Origin of the sequence: Paraburkholderia susongensis (assembly GCF_900177725.1) — a bacterium.
GTDB classification, from domain to species: domain Bacteria; phylum Pseudomonadota; class Gammaproteobacteria; order Burkholderiales; family Burkholderiaceae; genus Paraburkholderia; species Paraburkholderia susongensis.
In genome coordinates this window covers 712,122-732,106 of sequence record NZ_FXAT01000002.1, presented here as the reverse complement: position 1 = coordinate 732,106, position 19,985 = coordinate 712,122, and the positions used below count along the sequence as shown (strand labels likewise).

Below are 19,985 nucleotides of genomic sequence, written 5' to 3'. Positions count from 1 at the left end.
GCGACTATGGGGGAGCTTTTCTTCGAGAACTATCGGACGACTCCCAAATGTGGGGGGGCGGGTGATGTTGCGGCGAGCGCCGCCTGGCGGCAAGGCGGAGCGTGCGCGAGGCGCGTGAGCGTGCTCGCCGTCGAACTCAATGCTCGATGCGCGTGCCGAGCAGTACGAGGAACTGCCGCAGCCACTCGGGATGCGCGGGCCACGCGGGCGCGGTGACGAAGTTGGCGTCGGTGATCGCGGCGTCGACGGGAATGTCGGCATATTCGCCGCCCGCCAGCTTGACTTCGGGCGCGCAGGCCGGATACGCGGAAATGCGCTTGCCGCGGATCACGTCGGCGGCGGCCAGCAGCTGCGCGGCGTGGCAGATCGCGGCGATCGGCTTGCCCGCCTCGGCGAATTGCCGCACGACGTCGATCACCCGCGGGTCGAGCCGCAAGTACTCCGGCGCGCGGCCGCCGGCGATCGCGAGCGCGTCGTACTGGCGCGGATCGGCGTCGTCGAACGAGGCGTTGAGCGTGAACTGATGGCCAGGCTTCTCGGTGTAGGTCTGGTCGCCTTCGAAATCGTGAATCGCGGTCTTCACGCGATCGCCCGCTTTCTTGTTCGGGCAGACCGCATCGACGATATGGCCGACCGCCTGCAGCGCCTGAAACGGCACCATCGTTTCGTAATCCTCGGCGAAGTCGCCGGTCAGGAACAGGATCTTCTTTGCAGCCATCGTATGCCTCCGGTTGATCAACGGAATACCGCGCCGAGGTTCACAGGCGTGCATCGGCGCGATGAGATGCTGAGTGCTGCTCGATGCTCAGGCAGTCTACTCCATCAACCTTGACAGAACGGCGACGGGGCGGCGCGCTCCATGCGCAGGCGCAGGCGCGGGCGCAGGCTCACGCGGCATGATCGGCGGGCCGCTGGCGGCGCCGATGTGCGTTGCGCGCGGCGCGTAAAAGCGGGGGTGCGGCGCAACGGCGGTATCATGGGCGCGTCTTCGCATGCCCGAGCCGCCCGGTGCGGCTCATACCCAACATGATTTCATCGCTTCCTTCCTCTTTGTTGCGCCGCGCGGCGTTCGTGGTCCTGATTTTCGGCGGCCTCGCCGCATGCCAGAAAAACGATGCGTCGGCCGGTCAGGTGACGGGCACGCTCAACGACGCTGCCCAGGCCGCCGGTCAGAAGCTCGATCAGGCGGCGAGCTACGTCGGCCAGCAGGTCGATGCGACCAAGGCCACCGCGCAGCAGAACCTCGATTCCGCCTCCGCGCCGTCGATCAATATCGATCCCGCTGCGCTCGCATCGAGCGCGCAGGCCAATCTGCAGAACGCGGCGAGCACGGCTAACGCGCAGCTTGGCAAGGCCGCGTCGATTACGGGGCAGGGTCTCGAGGCGGCGGGGCGCAAGCTGCAGGCGTGGTCGGCGCAGAACGCGACGTCGTCCGCTTCTTCGTCTGCTTCTTCGTCTGGTTCGTCGTCGGCTTCGGCCGATTCCAGCGACGCGCAGAAGCAGATGGATAAATGACATGCATGCTGGTCCATCCCGTCGCTTGACGACTCGTTTGACATCGAGCAGAAGTGTAATTATCATGGTTACACATTTCGTTGCAGGACGGGTTCGTTGTGAACACGAGTAGCCGGTTTGCATTTGCTGTGCACGTGCTCGCGCTGCTGTCGTTGCAGGGGGGCGTGCCACTGTCGTCGGAAATGATCGCGGGCAGCGTGAATACGAATCCCGTGCTGATCCGCCGGCTTCTCGCGATGCTCGCGGAAGCCGGGCTCACCACGTCGCAGCTCGGCGCGGGCGGAGGCGCGCTGCTCGCGCGGCCGCCGGAGCAGATCACGCTGCTCGACGTGTATCGCGCGGTGGACGATGCGCGATTGTTCGCGCTGCATCGCGAGGAGCCGAATCCGGCATGCATGGTGGGGCGCAATATTCAGAGCGTGCTGCGCGGTATCATCGACGAAGCGCAGCAGGCGGCGGAGGCTTCGCTTGCCGCGCGCACGCTTGCCGACGCCACCGCGGATGTGGTGCGCACGGAAAAGCAGCGGGAGCGCAAGCGCCGCGTGCAAGGCTGACGTTGCCGATAACCCATCGGCAATGATCTGAGAGAAAGCAGCATGGCAGGGCGCGTGCCGAATCATTGCGGCAGGCGCGTCTGAATAGAACGAACGGGGTTGACGCCCCGCTTTTTTCCACTTTATATGTAACTATTATGGTTACATATTACGCATCAGGAGTCAGTGAAATGAGCAAGCAATTGAAGATCGCATTGTTCGGCGCGACCGGCATGGTCGGTTCGCGGATTGCCGCGGAAGCGGCCCGTCGCGGGCATCAGGTCACGGCGCTCGCGCGCGATCCGGCGCGTGTGCCGGCCGGCGTCGCGAATCTGCACGCGGCGCAGGCCGATCTGCTCGACGCCGCGAGCGTCAGCGCCGCGGTGCGCGGCCATGACGTCGTGGCGAGCGCGTATGCGCCGCCGCAAGGCGACTTCGCGGTGCTCTCGAAGGCGACGCATGCGCTCGTCGAAGGCGTGCGCGCGGCGGGTCTGAAGCGCCTCGTGGTGGTGGGCGGTGCGGGTTCGCTCGAAGTCGCGCCGGGCAAGCAACTGGTCGACACCGACAGCTTTCCTGACGCCTACAAGGGCATCGCGCTCGCGCACCGCGACGTATTCGACTACTACCGCAGCGTGACCGATCTCGACTGGACCTGCTTCGCACCGGCCGCGATGATCGCGCCGGGCGAGCGCACCGGCCAATTCCGCACGGGCGCGAATACGCTGCTGGCCGATGCCGAAGGCAATAGCCGCATTTCCGCGGAAGACTACGCAATCGCGTTCGTCGACGAACTGGAGCAGGGCCGTTTCATTCGCCAGCTCGCGACGGTGGCGTACTGAACTTGCCGCCCGAGCAAGCGCACTAACATTCGGTTACGCATGCGCGGGCGCGCCGGGCAAAACTGCGGCTACACTGGCGTCTCCCGTTTTCTTACGGATTGCCATGCCGTCATGCCCGTCGCGGCGTGAGTCCGAGGCTGCGCCGTCTAGCGGCGCCCAGCCGGCGACTCGCACCGTCCCTCATTTTTCCTGCCACCCAACTGCCAGCGATACAGCGCGCCGCGCGGCAGCGCGAGCGGTGACATCGACCGGCGCATGGGTGGCCGCGCTGTGGTGCGCGGCCCTGATCCTGTGCCTTGGCGTGATGCCGCTGCGCGCCGAAGCCGCGGGCCCAGCGCTCGGCACCGGCACGCCGGTCATTCCGGCCTTGCAGAGCCTCATCAACAGCGCGACCGTGACCGCCCCGGCGGCGCCCGCGTCCGCGGCATCGGGCGCATCGGCGGCCGACGCGGCTTCGGCGCCGTCGCCGGCGAGCCAGGCGGAACTCGCGCGCTCGCTCGATAGCGTGATTACCACGCTCGACAACGACCGTCAGCGCACCGCGCTCGTCAACCAGCTGAAGAAGCTGCGCGACGTGTCGCAAAACGCCGCGCAAACCGTCGGGCCGGCCGCGCCCGTGCAGCCGAGTCCCGGCCTGCTCGGCGCGATCGCCTCGGGCATCGCCTCGTTCGAATCCGACGTGCATGAGGGCCGCACGCCCTTGCGTTACTGGAGCGGGCGCCTCAACGCGGCCGGCAACGAGCTGTACACGATCGTCTCGGGCCAGGGGCGCGAGAGCCTCGGCAGGATTCTGCTGTCGATGCTCGCGATGCTGGCCGGCTGGGGCGCGTGCGCGGGCGCGCTGATCTATGTGCAGCACCGTTTCTACCGGCGCTTCAGCATCGATGTCGATCTCAAGCCGAATCCGACCACGCGCGAGCTGCTGATTTTCGCGTTGCGCCGTGTCGGGCCGTGGATCATCGCGTTCGTCGCGGCGCTGCTGTTCGTGCGCGCGATGCCCGATGCGCTCGGCCGCACGCTCGGCATGGTGGTCGCTTATGCAATCGTTGCGGGCGCGGTGTTTTCCGCGATCTGCCTCATCATGTTCTCGCTGTTCGGCTCGGGGCATCGGCGCGTCGCGGTGCGCCTGCTGATCGATCAGGCGCGGCATGTCCTGTTCGCGGTCGGCATATGCGGGGCGCTCGGCGACGCGGCCGTCAACTACGACGTCGCCCATCAGCTCGGCTCGAATCTCGCCGCGCTGATTTCGACCGCGGCCAACATGACGGCCGCCGTGCTGGCCGGCTATTTCGCGCTCGCGTTCCGGCGGCCGGTCGCGCATCTGATCCGCAACCGGCCCTACGAGCAGCGCAACGATCACAAGGCCGCGACCGACGCGTTCGAGGTGCTCGCCGCGCTCTGGCACGTGCCGGTGCTCGTGCTCGCGGCGGCCTCGGTGGTCGCGACGCTCGGCGGCACGAGCTCCAGCGAGAACGTGCTGCAGATTTCGATCGTCACGGCGCTGCTGCTCGTGCTGGCGTTTTTCCTCTCGGCGATCGTGCTGCGCATGACGCGTCCGCGCAGTGCGCGCGCGCGGCGCCGCTCGCCGTATCTGACGCGGTTGCTGCGCTTTTTCGGCACGCTCTCGACGCTCTTCATCTGGCTGTTCTTCTTCGAACTCGCGGCGCGTCTGTGGGGTGTGTCGCTTGCGGCGATGGTCGAGAAAAACGTCGCGGCGCGCGGCGTCGCGCATGCGGTCACGGCGATCGTCGCCACCGTGTTCATCGCGTGGCTGCTGTGGATTCTCGTCGACACGGCGATTACCGAGGCGCTCAATCCGGGCAGTCTGCGCAACAAGGCGCGCAGTCCGAGCATGCGCGCGCGCACGATGCTGCCGCTCGTGCGCAACGTGCTGCTCGTCACGATCATGACGATCGCGGGCATCGTGACGGCCGCCAATCTCGGCATCAACGTGACGCCGCTGCTCGCGGGCGCGGGCGTGATCGGTCTCGCCATCGGCTTCGGCGCGCAGTCGCTCGTGACCGATCTGATAACGGGCCTCTTCATCATCATCGAGGACACGATTTCGGTCGGCGACTGGATCGACGTCGACGGCGGACACGCGGGCACCGTCGAGCATCTGTCGATCCGCACCGTGCGGCTGCGCGACGGGCAGGGCGCGATCCACGCGATTCCGTTCTCGCAGATCAAGATCGTCAAGAACCTCTCGCGCGATTTCGCGTATGCGGTGTTCGAGGTGCGCATGTCGTTCTCGACCGATGTCGACGAGATCACGCAACTGATCCGCGAAGTCGGCGCCGATCTGATGGCCGACTTCCGTTACCGGCGCGAGATGCTCGGGCCGATCGAGGTGTGGGGGCTCGACCGTTTCGATCCGAACTGGATGGTCGTCAAAGGGCAGATCAAGACGCGGCCGTTGCAGCAATGGAGCGTCGCGCGCGCGTTCAATCTACGGCTCAAGCGCAAGATGGACGAAGCGGGGATCGAGATTCCGGTCGCGCAGATGCGCGTGTACACGTCGTCGAAGGATAGCGAGGGCGAACCTTTGCGGGACGATGAGATGTCCGGGTTCGTCGCGCATCGGGAGGCGGACGAGGCGCGGCATGCGCATGGCGAGGCGCTTGACCGGGAACGGGAGAGCGCGCACGGGACGGCGCACGGAAGGACGCACGAAAAGGTACACGAAAGGACTCGGGAAGAGGCACAGGACAGGGCCCAGGGCAGGACGCACGACAGGCCGCATGAGGATGCGCGCGAGCGCGAGCGCGAGTACGAGGCGGGCGGGATCGGTGCGTCGGCGCGCGCCACGCAGGCGCCTCTCGCACCGGCGCGCGATGTGTCGCACGAGCCGCGTCCGGCGCCGCCGCCGACCGGACAGACCGCGCCGATTCCGCCGCAGATTCCTACGGCAGGCGATGGGGGCGGGAAGAGTTGAGCGGGAGGTCGAGCAAGGGCGGGCGAGCGCGGTGGCGTTGATCGCGTGCTCGCATGGCGAATGGGACAGCCGGCGTGCGGGTAGTCCCGCCATGTTCCCCGTGAATACGCCCAGTATTCCCTTCGCCGTATTTCTTGCGTTCTGCCCTTCCGGCGGCCAGCGCAAGTCCGTAATTGGCGTGAACAGGCCCGACTAGATCAACGCCGCCGCTTCGGCGACGCGCACGATGTCGTTCACATGTGTGCTGATCCGCGCGCCGGCCACGCCGTAAATATGCAGCGAAATAGCGGGCGCATTGCCGTTGTTGCCGAGCCGATGAATCGCGCCACGTCCGCTGCGCACGAACGACACCGCGCCGCGTTTGCGCGCCTGCGAGCGCATCGCGCTCGCGCAATGCTGCGCGCCGTCCCATTCGAAGATCGTTTCGCTGAGCGTGCCTTCGAGCACCGCGTAGCCGCACCACGTGTGGTGCGCATGCACCGGGCTTGCGTGGCCCGGCTGCCAGACCAGCGCGGCAATCGCGTAGCGCTCGCGCGGATCGGCGGCGAGCAGATGACGCCGGTAGTTTTCGGGCGAGCCTTCGCGTTGCGCCGGCGTGAGCAAGGCAGGGTCGGCGGCCGCCTCGGCGAGCGCGAGCCGCATGCTGCGCGCGAAGAAGGCGGAGTGCGACGGCTCGGGAAATTTCGCACAGGCTTCGAACATCGCGTCGAGCGTGTCGCAAAGCCGTTCGAGCGGCGTGCGGGCCGCCCGCGCGTCGGCGTAGGTTTGATCCGGCCCTGGCAGCGGCGTCGGGTAGTCGCAGAGGCGCTCGAAGGTGCTGGCGCGAAGGTCGTCATTCATGGTCGTGATGCAGCGTGCTGGCTGTTTGTCGGCTATTTTCGGTATCGATATTTATACCCGTTTGACCGGAGAAAGAGTTTCCATATAATTCCCCTGAGGCTCTGAAAAGTAGAATAATTTCCTATCAGGAGTGTCGGTATGGGTATGGATATCATCGACCGGAAGCTGCTCGAACTGCTGCAGGAAGACGCGACCATGCCGATCGCCGAACTCGCGCAGCGCGTGAATCTGTCGCAAACGCCGTGCTGGAAGCGGCTGCAGCGCCTGAGGGAGGCGGGTGTGATTCGCGCGCAGGTGGCGCTTTGCGACGCACGCAAACTCGGCGTCGGGACCACGGTGTTCGTCGCGGTGCGGACCAACCAGCACACCGAGGCCTGGGCCGCCGCGTTCACGCAGGCGGTGCGCGACATTCCCGAAGTGGTCGAGGTCTACCGGATGAGCGGCGAGACCGATTATCTGCTGCGCGTGGTGGTGTCCGATATCGACGACTACGACCGGATCTACAAGCAGCTGATTACGGCCGTGCCGTTGTACGACGTGAGTTCGAGTTTCGCGATGGAGCAGATCAAGTACTCGACGGCGTTGCCGGTGCGGCCAGCCGCGACCGTCACAGGCGGCCGGTGAGGCGTGACAGATTGCCCCAGGATCGCAAGCAGGCGGGCGCAATGAACCGATATGCGCGAGGCGCGCCGCTTGCTACATCGAAAGCGGGCGCGCCGCGCTTCCCGCTTCGCCCGGTGTGCAGACTGCAAGCCGTGTGCAAGCTCAGTGGGCGTAGAATGCCGCCTTCCCTCACACCATCCGCGACTGTCTCGCGAACCGGGCCTGCTTCATGAACAAACCGCCGCGCAAGAAGAACCCGACCTTTGGCGTTGCCGTCTTTATCGTGGTGGCGATCCTGCTCGTGATTGCCACGCTGTTCTACAACGCGATCCACGAGAAGCACGAGTTCGATAGCCAGAACGCGCAGGAGCCATCGGTTTCGTCGGATGCGGCCGCGGCGGCCAATGCGATGAAGCCCGCAAGCGGCGCCGCGCAGTAACGCCGCACTGCGCTCCCGCACTGCGCTCCGTTTTACCCCTCCGGCAGGCGAATCACGCTCGCATCCTTGCGGATCTGTGCCGACGCCGCGAGCATCTGCTTGCATTGATGAGCGAGCTGTTTCATGTCGTGCACGGCATCGGCCGTATAGTCCGGCGATTTTTCCGTTTCGACGACCATCGCATCGAGTTCGCGGGTCATCAGCTTGACCTGGTCGCTCTGCTCGGCGGGCAATGCGGTGCCCGTTTCGGCTGCGGCGAGATTGTCGCGCACGAGGGAGAGCGCGCGCTGCAGCGGCTGTAGCGAGATGTCCTCGACCTGCTGCTGCTGTTGCGCGGAAGTGCGCAGCAGCGGCGCGGCGGCCGTGATTTGCGAGGCGAGCACGTGGCTGCGCACGAGCAGGCCGTTCAATTCGGGCACGAACTTCTGCACGGACTTCGGTTCGAGCATCATGCGCTGGAACGCCTGGCCCAGATTGGCGAACGCGACGTGGACGTTCTTGCGCGCGAGCCGATAGCGGTAATCGCGATCGAGCGCGGTCGCAGCCGCCGCTGCCGCCGCCGATGCGCCGCTGGCTGGCCGCGCGGTCGCGTTGCTGACCGTGGCGGGGCTGGCGGACGCGTCATCTGCCTGTGGGTATGTAGTCGCCACGGGCTGTGCCGCCGCGCCCGCCCCGGTGCTCATGCTGGCACTGACACCCGTACCCGCCTCGACGAGCGCCGGACCGCCGAAGCCGATCGCCGGATCGGCCATCGCCGCGGCCGGCGCGCGCGCGCCGGCTTCGGTGACCGTGGCGACGACCGCCGCGGCAGGCTTGCCGCTCCACCACCAGCTTGCTTCGAGATACTGCCGCGTCGCGCCGATCATGTTGTTGACGAGCTTGCCCATCAGCCGGTATTCCCAGTACGGGAACAGATGGCTTGCCGCGATCGCGATCGCGCAGCCGACCACGGTGTCGATCGCGCGCTCGCCGATGATGCGCATGCTGCCCGGCGCGAGCAGATGGAACAGCAGCAGCACATACGACGACGTGAACACCACGCTCGCCGTGTAATTGAACAGCAGCAGGCTGTAGCTCATCACCATCGACGCGAACATCACGACCATCAGGATGTGCGGCTCCTTGACGAAGATGATGAGCGCGATGCTCGCCGCGCAGCCGATCAGCGTGCCGATGATCCGCTGCCCGTTGCGCTGCCTGGTCAGGGAATAGTCGGGCTTCAGGATGATGACCGTGGTCATCACGATCCAGTAGGCATTCGTGAGCGGCAGCAGACGACCGAGCCAGAAGCCCACCGCGACCGCGATCGTCACGCGCAACGCGTGGCGAAAGCTCGGCGAGGCCATCGTCAGATTCGAGAAGATCTGCCCGAACGGCACGCGGCGGCTCGAGACGAAGCGGCCCAACGCCTCGTCGATGCGCAATTCGGTTTCGGTCGGGCTCGGCTCGGTCGTAAGGCTCCGGTGCATCCTGTCGATCAGCCGCGTGGCGCTCCAGATGCGCCGGAAATTCGACGACACCGCCGAGTACGCCTCGGGGTTCTGCTCCGGCAGATCCCGCTTGCGCATGAGCTCGATTTCGAACTCGATCGCGCGCAACTCCGCCTTGACGTTCACGCGTCGGCGCGGCGCCTGGTTCTGCAGCACCGCGAGGCCGATTTCCTCGAGATCTTCCGCCGCCTTGCGGATCAGGTCGCGATAGAACACGAGCAGATCGGAGCCGCCGAAGGTGCTGCGTACGAGTGTGTAATCGGTGTGCGCGCCGACGAACAGCTCGTGCAGATCGACGGTGTTGATGAACAGGTTGTACAGCATCGCGCGGCGTGGTTCGAGCTTGCCGCGCTTGCGCTTCGGCAGATTGCGCAGCACGATGTCGCGCGCGGCCTCCTGGCGCCCGACCGCGATGATCTGCTTGTCGACGAGGTTGCGGTAGCATTCGTCGAGATCGTTGTCGAGATCGTAGAACGCGGAGCGCGCAAGCAGATAGTCCGCGCACGCGAACACGCTTTCGGCGAGCGCCTGCTGCTCGATCCGATGCAGCATCCAGCGGCTCACGAGCGTCGACCAGTACGTGTACCAGAGCCCGCCGAGCAGGATCCACGATGCATTGACGAGCGCCTGCAGCGGCGTGAAGTGCTCCTCGAGCGTCATGATCATCATGAACAGCGTGGCGAAGCTGATCTGCGGCCAGCGGTTGCCATACACGACGATCAGCGAGAGCACGAACGTGAGCGGCACGACCGTGCACCACAGCGCGATGGGATTCACGGTAGCGAGCCCGGTGGCGAGCGCGGACAGAAAGCCGATCACCGTGCAGGCCAGCATCTCGTTGTGCTTGTACTTGAGCGGACCCGGCATGTCGACGACGCAGGCGCCGAGCGCGCCGGTCGCGATCGTGAAACCGAGCTCGCGATTGTGAAACACGATCAGGCACAGGATGGCCGGTAACGACACGCCAACCGCGATGCGCAGGCCGCCATAAAAGTACTGGCTATAGAGGAATTTTTTTATTTCGACCGAATAGCGCATCGACTACCTGGAATCCATTCACCGAGAAAAACCGCAGTTGAAAAGACAGCCGCAGTTGAAAGACAGCTCGAAACTGCCGTCGAGTCTAACTGATTTTGCGCGCGTTCTGACCTCGTCCGTCCGGCCAGGTTATGCCCTGGGGGGCGTGTTTGTTATGCTGTCGCTTCAATGGCTGCCGTGGCCCGCGCGCACTGCCCGCGCGCCGCCGGTGTGCCACCCGCGTGCCGCGTCTCACCCGGAATCCATGCTGCAGATCTTCTACTCGAACCGCTATGAAACGCTGGTCGGCGCGTTGCTCGACGACCTCGCGCAAGCGAGCGCCGACCCATGGAGCGCGCGGCCCGTGATCGTGCCGAGCGCGGCGGTCCGCAGGCGGCTCGAACTCGATATCGCCGCTCGCCAGGGCATTTGCGCAAACATCGATTTTTGTTATCTCGCGCAATGGCTGTGGGCGCAGATCGGCGGCGTGATCGAGGTGCCGAGGCATTCGCCGTTCGCGCCGGACCGGCTCGTGTGGCGCTGCTACCGGTTGTTGAGTGACGCGCACGAATCGCTGCCGTGGAATGCGTCGCCGCGTCTGCGCACCTATCTCGATGCGGCGGACGCGTCGATGCGCTACGAGCTCGCGCGGCGTGTCGCGACCGTGCTCGATCACTATCTGACCTATCGCCCCGAATGGCTGCTGCAATGGCAGAAGGGCGGTTCGATCTTCGCGGGCGGCGCAGTGGCCAATACCACGGGCAATACCGCGCAAGACACCGGTCCGCGTCTCACGGGCGCGAGCGAGGCGGCGCGCGAGGACGAGCGCTGGCAGGCGGCGCTGTGGCGCGCGGTGCTCGCGGAAGTCGCGCAAGTGGGCGGCAATGCGCAAACATCCGCGGCCGCGCTGCCGCCCGCGTACCGCTTCCTCGATGAAATCGGCACGCTCGATCTCGAGGCGATCTCGAACGCGCAATGGCCGGAAGCGGTCAGCGTGTTCGCGTTGCCGACCATGCCGCCGCTGCATATCGCATTGCTGCGCGCGTTGTCGCGCTGGATCGACGTGCGTCTGTACGTGATGAACCCGTGCCGCGAGTTCTGGTTCGACGTGGTCAGCGAAGGGCGCGTGCAGGCGCTCGACGCGGCCGGTCAGCTCGACTATCAGGAGGTCGGTCATCCGCTGCTCGCCGAATGGGGGCGGCAGACTCAGGCGCAGTTGCACATGCTGCACGAGCTGACCGAGAGCGCCGCTTCCGCCGAGACCGGCGACTTTACCGGGAACCCCGAACCGAGCTGGCTCGCGGCCGTGCAGAACGGCATTCTCGATCTGCGCGATGAGGCGGATGCCGACGAGCCGCCGCTCGAGCGCGGCATCGAAGTGCACGTCTGCCATAGCCTGTCGCGCCAGCTCGAAGTGCTGCACGATCGTCTGCTGGGCTGGTTCGACGAATTCGGCGACCTGCAGCCGTCCGACGTGCTCGTCGCCGTGTCCGATCTCGCGGCGGCCGGCCCGCTGATCGACGCGGTGTTCGGCACCACGCCCGCGGGCGACACGCGCCGCATTCCCTACCGGATCACCGGTTTGCCGCCGTCGCAGGCGAACCCGGTCGCGCGTCTGCTGCTCGACTGGCTCGCGCTGCCTGAGCGCAGCGTCGGTGCGCCGGATCTGATCGAATGGCTGCGCGTGGACGCGGTCGCCGTGCGCTACGGGATCGATGCGAATTCGCTCGAAACCGCGCAGGAATGGCTTGCGGCGGCCGGGGCGCGGCGCGGTCTCGCGCCGCTCGAACCGCTCGGCGAGAACGTGCCGGTCGCGCGTCACACGTTCGCGGATGCGCTCACGCGGCTCTACCTCGGCTACGCGATGCCGGCCGGTGGCGAACCGGTGGACGCGTGGTTGCCGGTCGAAGGCGCGGGCGGCGCGGACGCCGAACTGCTCGGCCGCCTGTCGCGTTTCGTCGACGATATCGACAGCTTCGCCGCGCAATGCGCGATCGAGCGCACGCCTGCCGGATGGTTGCAACTGTTGCTCGAAACGCTCGCGCAGTGCTTCGACGGCGGCGTCGAGTTCGCCGATTCGCTCGCGGCGGTGCGCGACGCGCTCGATGCGATGGGCGACGCGATGCAGGCCGGCGCGCAGGACGTGCCGTTGCCCGCTTCGGTGATACGCAGCGCGCTCACCGAAGCGCTCGACGACCCCGCGCGCGGCGGCGTGCCCTGGGGCAGCGTGACGTTTTCGTCGCTCACGAGCCTGCGCGGCTTGCCGTTTCGCGTCGTGTGCCTCATCGGCATGGACGACGGCGTGCTGCCGAGTCTCGCGCGGGCCGACGAGTTCGATCTGATGGCCGCGTTCGGCAAGGCGGGCGACCGTCAACGCCGCGACGACGAGCGCAATCTGTTCCTCGATCTGCTGCTCGCCGCGCGCGAGCGGCTTTTCATCGCCTACACGGGCCGCAGCATTCGCGACAACGCGCCGCTGCCGCCAGCCGCGCTCGTCGACGAATTGCTCGATCATCTCGCGCAGGTGTCGGCGGGCGAGGGCGCGAGTCCCGGGCAGGTCGATGACGCGCGCAACGCGTTCATCGTCGAGCATCCGTTGCAGGCGTTCGCATCGGACTACTTCGCGGCGCGGTCCGACCCGCAGCGTGATCTTTTCACCTACGACGCCGATCGCGCCGAACTGGCTACGCTGCTTGCCGCGCCCGAGCATCCGGCCGCCGCGCCGTTCTTCGATGAACCGCTGCCGCCTGAAGAGACCTATGAAGTCGAGTTCGGCGACTTCGTGCGCTTCTGGCGTCATCCGGCGCGCTCGCTGTTGCGCGACCGCCTTGGCATCGCGTTGTCGGATGCGCAGGGCGAACTGCTCGACACCGAGCCGTTCGATCTCGACTACGCGGGGCGCGACGCGCTCGCCGAGCGTCTGTTGCCGGTGCTGCTCGACGCCGATGTGGAAGACGAGGCCATGTTCAGCCGCGTGCGCCGCGTCGCCGAGGCGAGCCCCGAATTGCCGGGCGGCGCGACCGGCGCGGTGTGGCGTGCGCGCGAGTTGAGCGCGCTGCAACAACTGGCGGCGAGCGTGCGCCGCGAAGTGGCCGCGGGTGTCGAGCGCCTGCCGTTCGTGCTCGACGTGGCGCCGCGCTGGCCCGATAGCGCTGAGATTGCCGACACGCTGTCCGGCGCGCTGTTCGGTGAGTACGACGCGCTGCTGCGCGAAGCCGCCGAAACACCGCTGCAATTGCGCGGCACACTGAATTTGCTGACCGGAACGGGACAAGTGATTTTTCGTTATGCCAAAGCCACCGCGCGCGACTATCTGTCCGCGTGGCTCGCGCATCTGGTCTATTGCGCGGCGCAGCCGGACGGCCCGCGCCGCACCGTGTGGCATGGCAGCGGCGAGAGCTTCGAGCTCGCGCCGGTCGCAAATCCGCTCGACGAACTCGCGCCGTTGGCCGCATTGTTCAAAGTCGGGCGCAGGTTGCCGCTGCGCTTTTTCCCAAAGAGCGCGTGGACCAGGATCAGCGAAAGCGAATCGGCCGCGCAAGGCGTGTGGATCAACGACCGCGTGCGCGGCGAGTCCGACGATCCGGCCTTGCGCATCGCGCTGCGCGGCACGCCGCTCACGCTCGACGAACCATTCGGCAGCCTCGCCGCGATCGTCTTCAAGCCGTTGATCCAGCATCTGCGGAGCGCATCATGAGCGGCGCGGCGCACAGTCACACACTGGTGGCCGAGGAACTCGACGTCTTCGCGTGTTCGCTCGACGGCGTCAACCAGATCGAAGCGTCGGCGGGCACCGGCAAGACGTGGAACATCTGTGCGCTGTACGTGCGGCTGCTGCTCGAAAAGAACCTGAACGCGGATCAGATTCTGGTCGTCACGTTCACGAAGGCGGCGACGGCGGAACTGCACGAACGCATTCGCGGCCGTCTCGCGGAGCTGCATCGCGCGATCGAAATGGACGACGACGGCGGTGATCCGTTTATCCAGCGTCTATTCGAAACGACGCTCGCGCCGGAGAACGGCATCGAGCGCGAGGCCGCGTTGAAGGTCGTGCGCCGCGCGCTGCGCACGTTCGATCAGGCGGCGATCCACACGATCCATGCGTTCTGTCAGCGCGCGTTGCAGGAAGCGCCGTTCGCCGCGGCGATGCCGTTCGCGTTCGAGATGGAAGCCGACGACGCGGCATTGCGTTTCGAACTCGCCGCTGATTTCTGGCGCGAGCGGGTCGAACCGGAGGCCTATGCGCATCCGGCGTTCGCCGCGTGGCTCGTGGCGAAACGCGCGGGTCCCGCCTCGCTCGACGAGCAGCTTGCGCGGCGTCTGAAAAAACCGCTCGCGCAACTGCGCTGGGGCGCCGTGGATGCAGGCAGCGAGGACGCCGATCCGCAAGCCGGTTTCGATGCCGCGCGCGCCATCTGGTACGCGCAGCGGGATGCGATCGTCGCGCTGCTCGCCGAGGCAGAGCAGCGCCTGAGCAAGACCACGCACAAGCCCGATCACGTGAGCGCCGCGGTCGCCGCGTGGAACGACTACTTCGCGCAGGGCGACTGCCATGCGCCGCCGCCGCGCGCCGCGTTGAAGCTGACGGTGTCGGCGTTGAAGAAGGCGACCAAGGTCAAGTTCGAGCCGCCCGCCCATCCGTTCTTCGAGCAAGCCGAAGGGCTGGCGGCGGCCGTCGTCGCGGCCGAGGCCGCGCAGCGCGCGCGCTGGCTCACACTCGTAGAGACGTGGCTCGATTACGCGCCCGCCGAACTGGTGGCGCGCAAGCGCACGCGCCGCGTCGTCTCGTTCGACGATCTGCTCGCGAACCTGTATCGCGCGCTGGCCGCTCATTCGTGGCTCGCGGATGCATTGCGCAGCCGCTATCCGGCCGCGCTGATCGACGAGTTTCAGGACACCGATCCGCTGCAATTCGCGATCTTCAGCCGCATCTTCGCACCGGCTGGGCCGCTCTTTCTGGTCGGCGATCCGAAGCAGGCGATCTACAGTTTCCGCGCGGCGGATCTGCACACCTACCTCGCGGCGCGCGCGTCGGCATCGGCGTGCTACACGCTGGCGGTCAACCAGCGTTCGACCGCGCCGATCGTTGAGGCTTGCAACCGGATTTTCGAGGCCAACCCGCGGGCGTTCGTGCTCGACGGGCTCGACTATCAGCCGGTGCGCGCGGGCGAGCGGCGCCGCGCGCCGTTTGTCGATCCCGGAGCGGGCAGTGGCGATTTCCGCATCTGGACCTTGCCGCAAGGCGAGGCCGCGTTGAGCAAGCGCGCCGCGCAGCGCGCGGCGAGCGAGGCGTGCGCGGCCGAGATCGTGCGGTTGTTGCGCGGCGCGCGCGAAGGCACGGTGACGATCGGCGACAGGCCGATTGCACCGGGCGACATCGCGGTGCTCGTGCAAACGCACAAGCAGGGCAGTCTCGTCAAACGCGTGCTGGCGGCCTGGGGCGTCGGCAGCGTGGAGCTTGCACAGGCGTCGGTGTTCGCGACGCCCGACGCCGAGCAGATCGAGCGCGTGCTCGCCGCCATCGACACGCCCGGCGATCTGCGGCGCCTGCGCGCCGCGCTCGCCACCGACTGGCTCGGGCTCGACGCTGCCGCGCTGTGGCGTCTTGCACAGGTCGCCGACGCGCCCGCGGGCGCCGACGAACCCGCGCCAGCGCCCGGCATTGACGATGGGGCCGACGCGATGGGCTGGGTCGAGCGCTTCTCGCGCTACCGGATGCTGTGGCACGAGCGCGGCTTCGCGGTGATGTGGCGCACGCTGATGCGCGAGCTGCGCGTCGCTCAACGGCTCGTTGCCGGACCCGACGGCGAGCGCCGCCTGACCAACGTGAACCACCTTGCCGAACTCGTGCAGGCGCGCGCCGCCACGCAGCCGGGCATCGCGCCGACCCTGCGCTGGCTCGCCGCGCAGCGCGAGCAGGGCGGCGGAGAAGAGGCGCAGCTAAGGCTCGAATCGGATCGCAACCTCGTGCAGATCGTCACGGTTCACAAGTCGAAGGGCCTCGAATACGCCGTGGTGTTCTGTCCGTTCCTGAACGATGGCGCGTTGCGCGAGCCGCCTTCGTCCGGCTTGCCCGATGCGCGCGAGTATCACGATGACACCGGCGAGGCGGTGCTGCACTACGGCTGCGACGACGAGGAAGCCGCGCACGCGTCGCGCTACGCGCTGCGCGAGCAGGCGGCCGAGCGCGCGCGGCTCGTCTACGTGGCGCTCACGCGCGCGGTGTATCGCTGTTATCTGGTCGCGGGCACGTATCTGATATCGCGTTCGACGAAGGAGTCGCGCCGCAGCGTGCTGAACTGGCTCGTGGGCGGCGGCGCTCACGTGTTCGACGACTGGCTCGCCGAGCCACCCGACGAAGCCGCGCTGGCCGCAAGCTGGCAGGCGCTCGCGGGCGGGCCTGTCACGTTGCAGGCGCTGCCCGAAGGGATGCGCCGCACGCCGCTCGAAAGTCTGCAGGATCTTGGCGCGCAGTTGCTCGCGCGCGTCAATCGCCGGCCGCTGCGCGATCAGTGGCGCATGGCGAGTTTCAGCGGACTGATCGCGGCCGGCGGCAAGGCCGCGGACGCGCATGTACCGCAGGAAGAGGTGCGGCCCGATCACGACGAAATTGCCGATGCGCTCGAATCCGCGCCGCTGCTCGCGCCGGCATCTGCTCAGCAAACGCCCGCTCATGCCGACGACGACATTCTCGCGTTTCCGCGCGGCGCGGCGGCCGGTGATTGCCTGCACCGCATGTTCGAACTCGCCGATTTCACCGACGCGAGCACGTGGCCCGACGCGATTCGCGGCGCGCTGCGCGAGCGCCCGGCGCCGGCTGTGCCCGAACTTGCCGCGCGTTTGCCCGCGATGATGCATCGCTTGATCGGCGATGTGGTCTCGACCGAACTCGTGCCGGGCATGGCGCTCGCGAAGCTGAACCGGCACCGGCGTCTGAACGAACTCGAGTTTCTGTTCGCGGCGCCGTCGCTCGATTTTCCGGCGCTGCGCGAACTGCTGATCGAATACGGCTATCCCGATGTCGCGCTGGAGCCCGGCGTGTTGCGCGGGTTCGTCAAAGGATTCATCGACATGATCGTCGAGCACGACGGCCGCTTCTGGATCGTCGACTGGAAATCGAATCACCTCGGCGACACTGCCGCCGACTACGCCGCCGCGCCGCTCGAAGCGGCGATGGCGAGCCACGCCTATCACCTGCAGGCGCTGCTCTACACGGTCGCGCTGCATCGCTATCTGAAGACGCGTGTGCGTGGCTATGCCTACGACACGCATGTCGGCGGCTATCTGTATCTGTTCGTGCGCGGCGTGCGGCCAGAGTGGCGCGACGCGGATGGCCCCGCTGGCGTGCATATGCGCCGCCCGCCGTTCGAACTCGTGGCGCTGCTCGACGCGGCGATGATCGGAGGTGGCGCATGAGCACGCCCAGCACACTTGATCCGCGCGCGGCCGTGCCGCTTGGGCTCGAGGACATCGGCGTCAATCTGCCTGCGCCGGCCGATTTCAGCATTGCGCTCGCCGAGGGTTTCGCGCGCCGCATTGGCATGCTCGCGCGGCGCGGCGGCGCGTCGTCCGACGCGGTGAAATGGGCTGCGCGCGGCGCGTTCGCCGCGAGCCGCGCGACCACCGAAGGTCACGTGTGCGTGCCGCTTGCGGTGTTCGCGCACCGCTTCGACGCGTCGAGCGCCGAGGTGCGCGCGGCGCTGTTGGCGAGCGACATGGTGAGCAACATGGCGAACGACAGCGCGCAAAGCGCAGCGGCGCTGCGGCCGCTCGTGATCGATGGACAGGGGCGGCTGTATCTGGCGCGCTACTACGATTACGAGCGGTGTCTCGCGCGCGCGCTGGTCGCGCACGCGGCGGGCGAAGGGCACGCTTCGGATGCCGGGGCCGATCACGCGTTTCATGCCGCAATTGATTCCGCGGCTGATTCTGCCGCTGGTTCCATCGTTGATTCCGATCCGGATCCCGCCGCGCTGCGCGAACGTCTGCTGCGTTACTTCGGCCCGCCGAAAGACGACGATGTCGACTGGCAACGCGTCGCGGCCGTGATGGCGCTATCGGGGCGGCTCACGATCGTGAGCGGTGGACCGGGCACGGGCAAGACCACGACCGTGGTCGGCGTGCTCGCGTGCCTGCTCGATGCGCGTGCCGATTTGCGGATCGCGCTCGCTGCGCCGACCGGCAAGGCGGCGCAGCGCATGCAGGAAGCGTTGCTCGCACGCGCCGGCGATCTGCCGCCCGCGCTCGCCGCGCGCTTGCCGCAGACCTCGTACACGCTGCATCGTCTGCTTGGCTCGGGGCCGGGCGGGCGCTTCCGCCATCATCGCGACAATCCGCTGCCGTACGACGTCGTGGTGATCGACGAGGCGTCGATGATCGACGTCGCGATGGCCGCGCGCCTGCTCGACGCGATCGCGCCGCAGACGCGTCTCGTGATGCTCGGCGACAAGGATCAGCTCGCGGCGGTCGAAGCGGGCGCGGTATTCGCCGAACTCAGCGCGCGGCCCGCCTTGACGCCGCGCGGTTTGCGGCGGGTCGCGCAGGCGCTCGGCATCGACGAGGCGCGGCTCGCGCGGGCGTTGCCGCGTGCGGCGCGCAATCTCGACGATGCGCCGCCCGACGATTTTTTTATTTCACCCGATACGCTGGAGGACTTCGAATCACAGCCGCCGGGCGATCTGTTCGACGACATTGCTCCGGCCGGAAGCGGGCAGGCAGTGTCGTCGTCCGCGACGAATGACCGGAGCCCGCTTGCCGACTGCGTCGTCTGGCTCGAGCGCAATTACCGGTTCGGCCTCGAGTCGCCGATCGGCCGTTTGTCGCTCGCGATCCGCAACGGCTCGGCCAGTGAGGCGCTCGACGTGCTGCGGATCGATCCCGCCGAAACCTGCGCGGCGGCGCTGCGCGAAGACGCGCACGCCACACTTGCCGAGCGCACTGTCACACGGCTCGCCGCCGGCTTTGCTCCGTATGCGGATGCACTGGCCGCGGCGCTCGCCAGCGGCACGCCCGACCCGTTGCCGCTTTTCGACGCGTTGAACCGTTTCCGCATTCTGTGCGCGACTCGCCTCGGGCCGCGCGGTGTCGATCAGGTGAATGCGGCGATGGCGGCCCAAGTGCGCCGCGCGGCGGGCGTCACGCTCGCAGTCGGCGCGCAGTGGTTTGCCGGGCGTCCGGTGATGGTGACGCGCAACGACTACGCGCTGGGGCTTTTCAATGGCGACATCGGCATTGCGCTGCCGGGCACGGGTGGCGTATTGCGCGTGTATTTCCGCACCGGCGACGGCGATGTGCGGGCCGTGTCGCCGGCCGCGCTGCCGCCGCACGACACCGCGTTTGCGCTGACGGTTCACAAGTCGCAAGGCTCGGAGTTCGAGCACACGGTGCTGGTGCTGCCGTCGCTGTTCAGCCGGGTTTTGTCGCGCGAACTCGTGTACACGGCGATTACGCGCGCGCGCGAACGGGTCGAGGTGATCGGCGCGCGCGCCGTGCTCGCACAGGCAATCGCGACGCCGACGCAGCGCGATTCGGGTCTGGCCGCGAGGATTGCTGAGGCGGCGAGGTTAGGGCGGTAAGGTGGAGAAGCGGAGAAGCGCTGAGGACGGCGAGAACCGGTTCGATCTGGCTAGATCCGATGAAAGTGTCGGAAACCGACGAGGAACCGCGAGAGCGGACGGGCGGCGAGAAGTAATGCGGCAACGAGGAGCGACGTGCTGCACTAATGCGCCGAGAGACGACAACAGCTTCGCGGAGGCGACGAATGGCGGCGGAGGA

General features: G+C 67.3%; 12 protein-coding genes. 9 read left to right on the top strand and 3 right to left on the bottom strand.

All coding sequences use genetic code 11. The annotated features are described in order from the left end of the window. Positions 1–136 precede the first annotated feature (136 nt). Positions 137–718: a DJ-1/PfpI family protein gene (locus B9Z01_RS08405; protein WP_085481762.1), complete on the bottom strand. Its 582-nt coding sequence runs from the start codon at positions 716–718 to the stop codon at positions 137–139. A gap of 308 nt (positions 719–1,026) precedes the next feature. On the opposite strand from B9Z01_RS08405, the gene B9Z01_RS08400 reads away from it, so the two are divergent. The 4 genes from B9Z01_RS08400 (at position 1,027) to B9Z01_RS08385 (ending at position 5,822) form a co-directional block, all read left to right on the top strand. Further along, entirely contained in the window at positions 1,027–1,515 is a 489-nt protein-coding gene (locus B9Z01_RS08400; protein ID WP_167387454.1) for a BCAL1086 family glycoprotein, read from the top strand. A gap of 98 nt (positions 1,516–1,613) precedes the next feature. Continuing rightward, positions 1,614–2,069, top strand: coding sequence for an Rrf2 family transcriptional regulator (locus B9Z01_RS08395; protein ID WP_085482093.1), 456 nt, complete (start codon positions 1,614–1,616; stop codon positions 2,067–2,069). A 170-nt stretch (positions 2,070–2,239) separates the two neighbouring features. Continuing rightward, positions 2,240–2,887 carry an NAD(P)-dependent oxidoreductase gene (locus B9Z01_RS08390; protein WP_085481761.1) on the top strand — a complete coding sequence of 216 codons (648 nt, stop codon included), beginning with the start codon at positions 2,240–2,242 and terminating at the stop codon, positions 2,885–2,887. A 103-nt stretch (positions 2,888–2,990) separates the two neighbouring features. Then, positions 2,991–5,822: a mechanosensitive ion channel family protein gene (locus tag B9Z01_RS08385; protein WP_085481760.1), complete on the top strand. Its 2,832-nt coding sequence runs from the start codon at positions 2,991–2,993 to the stop codon at positions 5,820–5,822. Between the two features lie 192 nt (positions 5,823–6,014). On the opposite strand, the gene B9Z01_RS08375 is transcribed toward B9Z01_RS08385, so the two are convergent. After that, entirely contained in the window at positions 6,015–6,662 is a 648-nt protein-coding gene (locus B9Z01_RS08375; RefSeq protein ID WP_085481758.1) for a cysteine dioxygenase family protein, read from the bottom strand. 138 nt (positions 6,663–6,800) lie between these two features. Here B9Z01_RS08375 and B9Z01_RS08370 point away from each other — a divergent pair, with 138 nt between their 5' ends. After that, entirely contained in the window at positions 6,801–7,286 is a 486-nt protein-coding gene (locus B9Z01_RS08370; protein WP_085481757.1) for an Lrp/AsnC family transcriptional regulator, read from the top strand. 208 nt (positions 7,287–7,494) lie between these two features. Continuing rightward, the gene (locus B9Z01_RS08365) at positions 7,495–7,704 is read left to right on the top strand and encodes a hypothetical protein (RefSeq protein ID WP_085481756.1); all 210 of its coding nucleotides are present in this window, start codon (positions 7,495–7,497) and stop codon (positions 7,702–7,704) included. A 32-nt stretch (positions 7,705–7,736) separates the two neighbouring features. Here the strand turns inward: B9Z01_RS08365 and B9Z01_RS08360 are convergent, their stop codons facing one another. Next, positions 7,737–10,232: an FUSC family protein gene (locus tag B9Z01_RS08360; protein WP_085481755.1), complete on the bottom strand. Its 2,496-nt coding sequence runs from the start codon at positions 10,230–10,232 to the stop codon at positions 7,737–7,739. A 244-nt stretch (positions 10,233–10,476) separates the two neighbouring features. On the opposite strand from B9Z01_RS08360, the gene recC reads away from it, so the two are divergent. From recC to B9Z01_RS08345, 3 genes are read left to right on the top strand one after another with little or no spacing between them, the layout of a single operon-like run. Further along, a complete protein-coding gene (gene recC / locus B9Z01_RS08355; RefSeq protein ID WP_085481754.1) occupies positions 10,477–13,908 on the top strand; it encodes an exodeoxyribonuclease V subunit gamma in 3,432 nt (1,143 codons plus the stop codon). After that, complete coding sequence (recB, locus tag B9Z01_RS08350; protein ID WP_085481753.1) at positions 13,905–17,627, top strand: exodeoxyribonuclease V subunit beta; 3,723 nt, start codon at positions 13,905–13,907, stop codon at positions 17,625–17,627. Before recC ends, recB begins: the two co-directional genes overlap by 4 nt. Beyond that, the gene (locus B9Z01_RS08345; RefSeq protein WP_085481752.1) at positions 17,624–19,786 is read left to right on the top strand and encodes an AAA family ATPase; all 2,163 of its coding nucleotides are present in this window, start codon (positions 17,624–17,626) and stop codon (positions 19,784–19,786) included. Before recB ends, B9Z01_RS08345 begins: the two co-directional genes overlap by 4 nt. Positions 19,787–19,985: the final 199 nt, after the last annotated feature.

Bases quoted from the DNA above. Each gene is read 5' to 3' on its own strand.
- B9Z01_RS08360 (WP_085481755.1), bottom strand. From the start codon at position 10,232: ATGCGCTATTCGGTCGAAATAAAAAAATTCCTCTATAGCCAGTACTTT.
- B9Z01_RS08405 (WP_085481762.1), bottom strand. From the start codon at position 718: ATGGCTGCAAAGAAGATCCTGTTCCTGACCGGCGACTTCGCCGAGGAT.
- B9Z01_RS08365 (WP_085481756.1), top strand. From the start codon at position 7,495: ATGAACAAACCGCCGCGCAAGAAGAACCCGACCTTTGGCGTTGCCGTC.
- B9Z01_RS08390 (WP_085481761.1), top strand. From the start codon at position 2,240: ATGAGCAAGCAATTGAAGATCGCATTGTTCGGCGCGACCGGCATGGTC.
- B9Z01_RS08370 (WP_085481757.1), top strand. From the start codon at position 6,801: ATGGGTATGGATATCATCGACCGGAAGCTGCTCGAACTGCTGCAGGAA.
- B9Z01_RS08385 (WP_085481760.1), top strand. From the start codon at position 2,991: ATGCCGTCATGCCCGTCGCGGCGTGAGTCCGAGGCTGCGCCGTCTAGC.
- recB (WP_085481753.1), top strand. From the start codon at position 13,905: ATGAGCGGCGCGGCGCACAGTCACACACTGGTGGCCGAGGAACTCGAC.
- B9Z01_RS08400 (WP_167387454.1), top strand. From the start codon at position 1,027: ATGATTTCATCGCTTCCTTCCTCTTTGTTGCGCCGCGCGGCGTTCGTG.
- B9Z01_RS08375 (WP_085481758.1), bottom strand. From the start codon at position 6,662: ATGAATGACGACCTTCGCGCCAGCACCTTCGAGCGCCTCTGCGACTAC.
- recC (WP_085481754.1), top strand. From the start codon at position 10,477: ATGCTGCAGATCTTCTACTCGAACCGCTATGAAACGCTGGTCGGCGCG.
- B9Z01_RS08345 (WP_085481752.1), top strand. From the start codon at position 17,624: ATGAGCACGCCCAGCACACTTGATCCGCGCGCGGCCGTGCCGCTTGGG.